Annotated in this window: 8 protein-coding genes and 1 pseudogene; 5 read left to right on the top strand and 4 right to left on the bottom strand. The window is 61.8% G+C overall.

What is annotated here, in order from left to right; all coding sequences use genetic code 11:
• Window positions 1-189 (bottom strand): annotated as a pseudogene (locus IAE77_RS09205) (hypothetical protein); the annotation flags it as partial.
• 77 nt (window positions 190-266) lie between these two features.
• Here IAE77_RS09205 and IAE77_RS09210 point away from each other — a divergent pair.
• A complete protein-coding gene (locus IAE77_RS09210) occupies window positions 267-641 on the top strand; it encodes a DUF6036 family nucleotidyltransferase (RefSeq protein ID WP_294225071.1) in 375 nt (124 codons plus the stop codon).
• Between the two features lie 81 nt (window positions 642-722).
• The gene (locus tag IAE77_RS09215; protein ID WP_294225073.1) at window positions 723-1022 is read left to right on the top strand and encodes a hypothetical protein; all 300 of its coding nucleotides are present in this window, start codon (window positions 723-725) and stop codon (window positions 1020-1022) included.
• A gap of 82 nt (window positions 1023-1104) precedes the next feature.
• Here IAE77_RS09215 and IAE77_RS09220 read toward each other — a convergent pair whose 3' ends face one another.
• Window positions 1105-1992: a helix-turn-helix domain-containing protein gene (locus IAE77_RS09220; protein WP_294225076.1), complete on the bottom strand. Its 888-nt coding sequence runs from the start codon at window positions 1990-1992 to the stop codon at window positions 1105-1107.
• Between the two features lie 108 nt (window positions 1993-2100).
• Between IAE77_RS09220 and IAE77_RS09225 the strand changes: the two genes are divergently transcribed.
• Both IAE77_RS09225 and ftsH read left to right on the top strand, forming a co-directional pair.
• Complete coding sequence (locus tag IAE77_RS09225) at window positions 2101-2958, top strand: phosphoenolpyruvate hydrolase family protein (RefSeq protein ID WP_294225079.1); 858 nt, start codon at window positions 2101-2103, stop codon at window positions 2956-2958.
• A gap of 95 nt (window positions 2959-3053) precedes the next feature.
• Entirely contained in the window at window positions 3054-5180 is a 2127-nt protein-coding gene (gene ftsH, locus IAE77_RS09230) for an ATP-dependent zinc metalloprotease FtsH (protein WP_294225084.1), read from the top strand.
• Between the two features lie 52 nt (window positions 5181-5232).
• On the opposite strand, the gene IAE77_RS09235 is transcribed toward ftsH, so the two are convergent.
• Window positions 5233-7968 (bottom strand): helicase-related protein, encoded by a 2736-nt coding sequence (locus IAE77_RS09235; RefSeq protein WP_294225087.1) that lies wholly within the window; start codon window positions 7966-7968, stop codon window positions 5233-5235.
• 12 nt (window positions 7969-7980) lie between these two features.
• Window positions 7981-8577 carry a hypothetical protein gene (locus IAE77_RS09240; RefSeq protein WP_294225089.1) on the bottom strand — a complete coding sequence of 199 codons (597 nt, stop codon included), beginning with the start codon at window positions 8575-8577 and terminating at the stop codon, window positions 7981-7983.
• A gap of 83 nt (window positions 8578-8660) precedes the next feature.
• Between IAE77_RS09240 and IAE77_RS09245 the strand changes: the two genes are divergently transcribed.
• Complete coding sequence (locus tag IAE77_RS09245) at window positions 8661-9098, top strand: GAF domain-containing protein (protein ID WP_294225091.1); 438 nt, start codon at window positions 8661-8663, stop codon at window positions 9096-9098.
• Window positions 9099-9379 lie beyond the last annotated feature (281 nt).

The raw sequence follows: 9379 nt of genomic DNA on the forward strand, positions 1-9379 counted from the left end.
TTCCTCCGGCGTCGGCAGCGGCACCTTCCCGTGCATGTCCGCGAAATCGATCATGATGCCAAACTTGTCGATGAAACGACGCCAGATCTCGGTGTGAGCGAGTTCAGCCGCGGACGCGGCATCCGCGGCAACCAGAGGACGATGAGCAGCGACTGCGAGGGTGGATGCGATGAAGGCGCGGCGGTTCATGCCGCTGAGTAGATTCGATTGCCAATCGAATCAAACCCGGACTCGGCTTCGATCGGTGATCGTCGAGTTTGCGACGCGTGTATTTCACGGGCGGCGTCTCGGCAGTGCTCATGGGGTGGCGTGAGATGACCATCGATGTGGATTTGAAGGCCGAGCCCGAACCACAAGGGTTCTTTGAGTGCCTGCCGCGCTTGAAGGATGATCTCGACATCAACATCGAGCTAGCATCGCCGGACCAGTTCGTCCCCGCTCTTCCCGGCTGGCAGGATCGCAGCCGGTTCATCGCCCGGCATGGGAGGCTGGATTTTCATCACTACGACTTCTACGGGCAGGCGTTGTCGAAGGTGGAACGTGATCACCCTCGCGACCGGCACGACGTGGCCTGCATGATTCGATACGGGCTAACCCGGAGCGGCTCCGCGAGCTGTTCGGGCAGATTGCGCCGCAGTTGATCCGTTACCCGGCCATTGATCCGGAATCGCTTCACCAACGTGTGATGGAAATCACCACGCTTTGAGCGTATGCTGGGCGCCATGAATCTCGACGACCTTCCTGCCAACGACTGGATCCATCAGGGGCTCGACGATCTCACACATCATCGGGAAAGCATCGCCGCCTGTCTGGTCAAGATCGCCAGCCCAAGGATGCAACGCTGCGGGATGGCGGTCGAGGTTGCTGATATCGACGCACTGGACGCCGATCATCAGCTTTATGCCCTGCTCGGCCGCGAACACGGCAATGAGGCGCATGGTCGATACAACGCCTTGATGCGGGAATTGGTGAGCTTCGAGAGAGCGCTCGAGGCAAGACATCGGCGGATGCTCGCGGTTTGAAGCTGGGACTGGTCACCCGAGGGACGTCGTACTTTGAATTCTCCTCAAAGAGGACCTACGACACCGGCATGACCGCCCTTCCCTACCCGCCCATTCGCGACCGGTGCTCGCTGGGCCGCCAGCCGATCCACTTTTTGAAGGTGTTGCTGAAAACGAAGGGGTTCTGGTAGCCGATCTCGTGGGAGATGGTCTCGATCTTCAGATTCGTGGTCGAAAGCAGTTCGGCGGCCTTCCGCATGCGCAGCCAGGTGACGTGATGCATCGGCGTGCGGCCGAGCGTTTTGCGACACAAACGACGCAGGTGCTCGGCGCTGACGTGCGCCTGCCGTGCGAGCTCATCCAGCGTCCAGTCAAAGCCGACATTCGCGGCGACTTTTTCCCAGATGCGGTGCAGGCGGTCATCCACCTGCCAGGGCTGGGCGAAGCGCTCGATGTAATGCTGCACCAACTCGACCCAGTGAAACATGGCAGCCGGTTTGGCCTCGCCGCCGGACTCCTCGATCAGACCTTCAATGGCATTCCACAGGGCTTTGCCATCGAACGGTGCCATCAGCGGCGAACTGCTGCTCAGAATCGGCTTCTGCTCGGGCTGCTGCTCGTAGCGCACCCAGCAGCAGCGCCAGACCTTGCCAGGGACGGCCTGAAAGGCGTTCACCATGAAAGGGGGCAGCGCCACGGCCATGCCGGCGCCACATTTCTTCCACGCGCCATCCACGAGCACCCTGCCCTCCCCTTCCAGGCAGGCGAGGAAATACAGACCGCCCTGGTGCATGCGGACGATGCGATAGGGGGCGCGGGCCGTCATGATGCCGGCGTGGGCGACACGATGGGTGCCGAGGGTGGCGCACACCGGGGCGCCACGCATCCAGGGGCGCGTGTCCTTCTCCGAGGCACGAACCACCCGGAAGGTCGTGTCCGGCCCGTGCGTGTGCGTTTCGGATAGCTCTTGGATGGCGGCTTTGGCGTGCATGGCGGCAGGATTTATGATTTATGACTTACGATTTGTGATTTCAATCATGACCCGGGTCCTCGCGACGAGGCCAAATCATAAATCAGAAATCGTAAATCATAAATTCGTATGCCCAATCCCTGGACCGGAATCGGAAACCCCTACACGAAGCAGGAAGTCGTCGATCGCCTCAAAGCCACGCTGGCTAAGGGTGAACCCATCATCGCCGCCGGAGCGGGCACGGGCATCAGCGCGAAGTTCATCGAAAAGGGCGGCGCGGACCTGATCATCATCTACAACAGCGGCCGCTACCGCATGATGGGCCATGGATCGACCTGTGGCCTCATGGCGTATGGCGACGCGAACGCCGTGGCGATGGAAATCGGCGAATTTGAGGTGCTCCCCGTCGTGAAGGAGATCCCGGTGGTCTGCGGCGTGCACGCCACGGACCCACGCCGCCGCATGTGGCACTGGCTGCAGCAGGTGAAGAACATGGGTTTCAGCGGTGTGAACAACTTCCCCACGCACTGCATCGTGGACGGCCATTTCCGCGGCGTGCTGGAGGAGACCGGCATGAGCGTGAAGAAGGAATTCGAAATGGTGGGCCTGGCCACGAAGATGGACCTGTTCAGCATCGTGTATGTGGCCACACCGGAAGAGGCGGTGGAGATGGTGAAAAACGGCGCGGACGCCGTGATCGCCCACGTCGGCACCACGGTCGGCGGCAGCATCGGCGTGGTGAACGCCGTGGTGGACTGGGACTTCACGATCAAGCGCACGCAGGAGATCATCGACGCGGCACGGAGCGTGAAAAAGGACGTCTTCACCCTCACCCATGGCGGGCCGGTGAACACGCCGAAGGATGTCGAGTTCGTGCTCAGCAAGACCACCGCCGACGGCTTCGTGGGCGCGTCCAGCCTGGAGCGCATGGGGGTGGAGGACTCGCTGACCAATCTCACACGCGAATTTAAGGCTGTGCGACGTTGAAAAAGCACGCCCCCGTGCCCGGAAAGGCATTTTGCAAAAAAAATACCGGCATGTATGCTTGGGGCCGCGTTACTCTTTGGTAACCGTTTCCCCCCATGTCAGACGACTCTTTCAACAACCGCCCCGACGGCCCCGGCCGCCGCAACCAGGATCCACAGTTCAACTGGCGGGGCTTCATGCTTTTCGCCCTGGCCATCACACTGCTGATCTCCGGCCTGATGATGAACAAGGGGCTTGTCTCCAGCCGCAAGGTCTTCGACTACGCCGAATTCAAGAAAACCGTCGAGGAAGGCCGCATCGATCCGACCAAGCCTCTGAAGCTGGTGAATTCGGACACGACGACCGAGCAGATCATCAAAGGCTCCTACTTTGCCGAGAAGGCTGCCAACAAGACGCCCGATGCCGGGCCGCAGGATCTCAGCAAGCCACTGCCGGTGGAACCGAAGCAGGATGGCGAATCCCAGAAGCCGGCCATCACAACCGCCAAGAACGAGTCGAAGGACTTCTCCGTGGCGGTGAACATCGAGTTTCAGAAGGAGGAGCTGCGTGACCTGCTGAAGTCGCAGAACCTCACGCTCATCCCGGTGTATGAGAACGACGTGTGGGGCTCACTGATCGGCTTCCTGCTGCCGCTGCTCATCATCCTGGCCTTCTTCTACTTCCTCGTGCGCCAGCAGATCCGCAGCGCCGGCCGTGGAGCGCTCAGCTTTGGCAAGAGCAAGGCCAAGATGCTCTCCCAGGACCGCAACAAGGTCACCTTCAAGGACGTGGCCGGCGTGGAAGAGGCCAAGGAGGAGGTGCAGGAGCTCGTCGAGTTCCTCAAGGACCCGAAAAAATTCCAGCGCCTTGGAGGCAAGATTCCGAAGGGCGTTCTCATGGTCGGCCCTCCCGGAACTGGCAAGACATTGCTGGCCAAAGCCATCGCAGGCGAGGCCGATGTGCCGTTCTTCAGCATCAGCGGCTCTGATTTCGTCGAGATGTTTGTCGGCGTCGGTGCCAGCCGCGTGCGTGACATGTTCGAGCAGGGCCGCAAGAACGCACCGTGCCTCATCTTCATCGATGAAATCGACGCTGTGGGCCGCCATCGCGGTCACGGCATGGGCGGCGGTCACGACGAGCGCGAGCAGACGCTCAATGCCCTGCTCGTCGAGATGGACGGCTTCGACACCCAGGAAGGCATCATCATCATCGCCGCCACGAACCGTGCGGACGTGCTCGATCCCGCGCTTCTGCGCCCGGGCCGCTTTGACCGTCAGGTCACCGTGAATCTGCCGGACGTGAAGGGCCGCGAGGAAATCCTGCGCGTCCACGCCAAGAAGGTGAAGCTGTCGGACAGCGCCGATCTCTCCAAAATCGCCCGTGGCACCCCTGGATTCTCCGGCGCAGAGCTGGCGAACCTCTTGAACGAAGCCGCCCTGCTGGCCGCCCGCAAGAACATGAAGGCCATCACCCAGCCGGAACTCGAAGAGGCACGCGACAAGGTGCGCTGGGGCCGCGAACGCCGCAGTCTGGCCCTGACCGAGAAGGAAAAGGAAAACACCGCCTATCACGAGGCCGGCCACGCCATCCTCATCGAGGTGCTGGAAAACACCGATCCCCTGCACAAGGTCACCATCATTCCGCGCGGCCCTTCGCTTGGCTCCACCATGTGGCTGCCGGAGGAGGACAAGCACAACGACCGCAAGAGCGAGCTGCTGGACGATCTCATCGTCGCGATGGGCGGCCGCGTGGCGGAGGAAATCCAGTTTGGCGACGTGACCAACGGTGCCAGCGGAGACATCCGCATGGCCTCCCGCATCGCCCGTAACATGGTGTGCTCCTGGGGCATGAGCAGTGAGCTCGGCATGATTGAATACGGCGAAAACGAAAGCGCCAGCTTCATGGGCCGTGGAACCAGCAATTACAGCCAGGACACCGCGCGCAAGATCGACCAGGAGGTCAAACGCCTCATCGACGAGGCCTACGCGAAGGCGAAAGAGATCCTGCTGAAGTACAAGGACAAGCTCGATGCGATCGCGGTGGCCCTGCTCGAATACGAGACGCTCGACGGCTCCCACATCAAGGAGATCATGGAGCACGGCCGCCTGATCAATCCACCCGAGACCCGCAGCAAGCCCCCTCCCCCGCCGCCGCTGCCCAAAGCCACTGAACCGCGTCCAGCCAAGCAGGAGGACGAGGATGAGGGTGGCCTGGCTCCCGGTCTGACTGGTGTGCCAGCCTGAGGTGCCAAACCCGCGAAGAATCACAGCCGGAGTCGCAAGACTCCGGCTTTTTTCATTTCAACCGCAGCACCAGCCGCACCGCATCCAGGCGCAACGTGGTCGATTCAATGGCTGCAGCGAGTGATTCGCGCTGCTGGCGCAAGGCATCGATTTCTTCCGGCCGCACGTGGGGATTCCGGACCTGCAAGTCCTCCAGTCGGGCGATCTCGGCATCCAACTGCCGCCCCATGGTGGCAAGACCACGCTGTCTGAACTGCTGCAACTGCCCTTCCGCGAGTCGCTGCGCCTTTGAAAGCATCGCAGGCAGCAGTTTATGCCGCACGGCCTCATTCTGAACGGTTCGGGTGGGATCGCCTTTGGTGAGCCGGGCTCCGGCGAAGGCAGCATCCGCTGTCAAATCGCGTCCCTGATGATCCACGGCGACACGGATCGGCACCGCCGGCATGAATCGGGCCGCGTGCAAGGCAGGCGGGGCGATGCATTCGGCGATGAAGGTGGTTTGAAGCACCAATCCCTCCGCGCCCGATGCCTTCCAGAAGGCAAAACCGGCATTCCCTGTGTGCGAACCGAGCAGCACGTCCAGAGCACCGGTGACGAGCGGGTGATCCCACGTGAGAAACGACTCATGATCGCGTGAGAGCGCCCGCTCGCGATCAAAGGTGATGGTGAGACCTTCCGCGGGCAGCGATGGCAGTGCGTCGGTGACGAGATTGTCCGGACGGATGAACCAGGTGCGCCCGGACATCTCCTCCACATGCATGCCGAGGTGATCGAGCACGCGGATGAAGAAGCGCTCGAAATCACCATCGGCATCGATCTCGCGGATGCGCTCGATGATGCGTGCGGCGAGGCGTGGTTTGCAGGAATTGAGCTCAAGCAGGCGGTTGTGGCCGCGTTCGAGCTTCCGGCGCACCTCCTGGCGCAGTTCACGCGTGCGATGGATCAAATCATCCAGTTTGTCGCGATCAAACTGCGCACAGAGCGACTCCACATCGGCCGCGAAGGTCTGGAGCAACTGCGTGGCGCCCTGCAGGCTGTGTTCGAAGGCATCTAGCCCGTCGTGATACCAGCGGGCCAGCACCTCGCCCTCCGTGCCTTCCACAAACGGCACATGGATGTGAATGACGCCCTTCTGGCCGATGCGGTCGAGCCGGCCGATGCGTTGTTCGAGCAATTCGGGATCACGTGGCAGGTCAAACAGCACGAGATGCTGGGCGAACTGGAAATTCCGCCCTTCACTGCCGATTTCAGAGCAGATGAGCAGCCGTGCTCCCTCAGGATCGGCAAACGTGGCCGCATGGCGGTCACGCTGCATCAGATTGAGCCCCTCATGAAAGAGAACTGCGTGCACATTGATCTCGCGCAGCAGGCGTTCGTGGATGTCCTCGGCGAGTTTGCGTGTGCGGCAGATGAGGAGAACCTTGTCGTCGCCCAATTCGCGCAATGTGGCCGCCAGCCAGCGGATGAGCGTGTCTTCCACGGTCGAATCTTGCTCCATGGCAAGCTGGCAGGTTTCGCATTGTCGCGGCGGGAAGCCCTGTATGACGGCCCGGGTGTTGCGGAACATGACGCGGCCGGTGCCGAATTCATCGAGGAGATCGTTCACGAGACGCTGGCGGGCGGATTCGTCTCCTGAGTGGAGTTCGGCGGCATGTTTTTGCACGCGCGGTGAGTGCAATGAGAAGAGCTCGCGATCCTCGTCTGCCATGTCACCGCCTTGCAGAATGCGATCGACGATGCTTGCGACCTGCTCATAGCGGCTGGATTCAGCGAGGAAAGCGTCCAGGTCATCGTAGCGATCCGGGTCGAGCAGCCTGAGGCGCGCAAAATGGCCCTCCGCACCGAGTTGCTGCGGCGTCGCCGTGAGCAGCAGGACACCCGGCACCCGGCTGGCGATGGATTCGACAACTTGGTAGGCAATGCCCGGTGCCTCGACTGTCCACTCCAAGTGATGAGCCTCATCGACGACGAGCAGATCCCAGCCAGCGTCGGCAGCCTGCCGCGCCCGCTTTTCCGACCCGCTGAGCAGCGAGAGGGGACAAAGGACGATCTGGCTGTCGAGGAATGGATTTCCCTCCGGGTCGCCAGCCTCGATCGCGGTGCAGCGTTCCTCATCGAAGAGGCTGAACATGAGATTGAAGCGACGCAGCAGCTCGATGAACCACTGGTGCGGCAGCGCATCGGGCACGAGAACGAGCACGCGTGAAGCCCGGCCGGTCAGGTGCAGCCGGTGGAGGACGAGGCCTGCCTCGATCGTTTTGCCAAGACCGACTTCATCTGCGAGGAGCACCCGCGGCAGCAGGCGGGTGGTGACATCTGCCGCGATGGACATCTGGTGCGGAATGGGATCGACCCGCCCTCCGATGAATCCACGCACTGGTGAGGCCTGCATGCGGGAGCGCCATTCGACAGCCTCGGCACGCAAGGCGAAGGCCTGAAGATCGTCCACGCTGGCGGCGAGCAGGCGCTCCTGCGGTGCGCTGAGGGCGAGGGTGTCTGCCAGTTCGGCCTCCGGGAAGGCTGCGGAGCCACATTGATAGATCAGAACGCCGTTTTGCCCGGTGACGGCGTCGATGACGTGCTCCGAGCCGTCACGGAGCGTGATGGCATCGCCAGCACGGAAGCAGGCCCGCTGCAGCGGGGCGCTGTGGCGTGCATAACGGCGGGTCTCGCCAGCCGCTGGGAAATGGAGCTCGATGAATGAGCCTTCGAGCGTGCGAATGATGCCGAGCCCAAGTTCGGGCTCGCTTTGACTGAGCCAGCGCTGGCCGGGTGCGGGGGATTCCATCCAGGCAGGGCGCTATTTCTTGTCTTTCCCGCCGAACAGACGGCCGAAGAAGGACTTCTTCTTGGGCGGTTCCGGTGCGGGCTGCACCTGCTGGGCAGCGCCCCCTTGCTGGGCCGCCGCCATGCCAGGTGCCGGGGTGCTTTGAGTGAAATCGATCACGCCGGGCTTGATCGAAGGCGCTGCACGAGGATCGACGTTGATGACCTTGGGCTGCTTGGCCTTGCCATCGGATCCGTATTCATAAATGACCTGCTGATAACACTGGCCCTGGAGATTGAAGCTGCGCATTTCCTTGGCGCGGCCGTATTCATCGAAATAGACCTGGGAACGGGCAACGAGGTTTCCCCGGCCGTCGTAGATGTGGCCCTGGGTGGGCAGTCCGCGCTCGTTAAGGAGGTAATGCTTCTTGCTGACCAGGGCACCGGCGGAGTTGAAGGTGGACTCGGTCAGCTCGTTCGTGCTCTTGTCCACGACCGTCTCGGAGTGCGAGTTGTCCGGGTGGTAGGTGCTTTTGGCCACGATCGGCGTCGTGGGCGCAGCTGCGGTACGCTGCTGGCCGAGGGCAGGCATCACCCATAGAAGGACAAAAAAGGCAAAGCAGGATTTCATGAGGCAGGCGAAGATGCGCAGAATACCGTCTGCCCTCCTTCCCGCCAACGAATAATCCCGTCCCAACAACGCGTACACCCTCCATGACAACGTCTTCAGACTTTCCCTGGGCCGACTTTCTCACCCAGACCATCAGCGACTTTGGCTGCACGACGGGAACCTTGCACCGCCTGGACCCGGCCGACCAGCACCTGAAACTGGTGGCTCATCAGGGCATTCCAGAGGCCCTGATGCCCATCATCCAGTCGATTCCAATGGGAAAAGGCATCGCTGGTTCGGCCGCGCAGCGGCGGGAGCCCGTGGAAATGTGCAACTTGCAAACCGACACCTCCGGCGTGGCCAAACCAGGCGCCAAGCAGACGCAGGTGCAGGGCACCCTGGCGGTGCCAGTCCTCGATGGCTCGCGCCTTTGCGGCACTTTAGGGATTGGCAAACTGGAGCCCTATGAGTTTTCCGCCGAGGAAAAGGGCCGCCTGATCAGCATCGCCCAAGGCGTGGCGGAGCGCTTGCTACCGCGCTAACTATAACCCAAGTGCTTCCGCGACGGGCATGTGGCGAGGAATTCCGGTTCCGCGCGGGCACCGCTTCGGGATGGCTTTCCGAGCACCCACAAGCACCGGATCAGCATGTGCCGGCCATTAAAGACAGTGTGAGAATGCAGGACAAGCCCGGACAAGCCCCCGTTTGTCACCCAAGCATTGAGTTCGGCCGTTCAAGGTGACGGGTCCTGAACCTTTCAGCCAGGCAACAGAAAGCCCGGTCACGCCAGAACGCATGACCGGGCTCCATTTTTGAATCCAAA

It is taken from the genome of Prosthecobacter sp. (genome assembly GCF_014879935.1).
In the GTDB taxonomy this organism is placed as follows: domain Bacteria; phylum Verrucomicrobiota; class Verrucomicrobiia; order Verrucomicrobiales; family Verrucomicrobiaceae; genus Prosthecobacter.

Bases quoted from the DNA above. Each gene is read 5' to 3' on its own strand.
- IAE77_RS09215 (WP_294225073.1), top strand. From the start codon at position 723: ATGAATCTCGACGACCTTCCTGCCAACGACTGGATCCATCAGGGGCTC.
- IAE77_RS09220 (WP_294225076.1), bottom strand. From the start codon at position 1,992: ATGCACGCCAAAGCCGCCATCCAAGAGCTATCCGAAACGCACACGCAC.
- IAE77_RS09225 (WP_294225079.1), top strand. From the start codon at position 2,101: ATGCCCAATCCCTGGACCGGAATCGGAAACCCCTACACGAAGCAGGAA.
- ftsH (WP_294225084.1), top strand. From the start codon at position 3,054: ATGTCAGACGACTCTTTCAACAACCGCCCCGACGGCCCCGGCCGCCGC.
- IAE77_RS09235 (WP_294225087.1), bottom strand. From the start codon at position 7,968: ATGGAATCCCCCGCACCCGGCCAGCGCTGGCTCAGTCAAAGCGAGCCC.
- IAE77_RS09240 (WP_294225089.1), bottom strand. From the start codon at position 8,577: ATGAAATCCTGCTTTGCCTTTTTTGTCCTTCTATGGGTGATGCCTGCC.
- IAE77_RS09245 (WP_294225091.1), top strand. From the start codon at position 8,661: ATGACAACGTCTTCAGACTTTCCCTGGGCCGACTTTCTCACCCAGACC.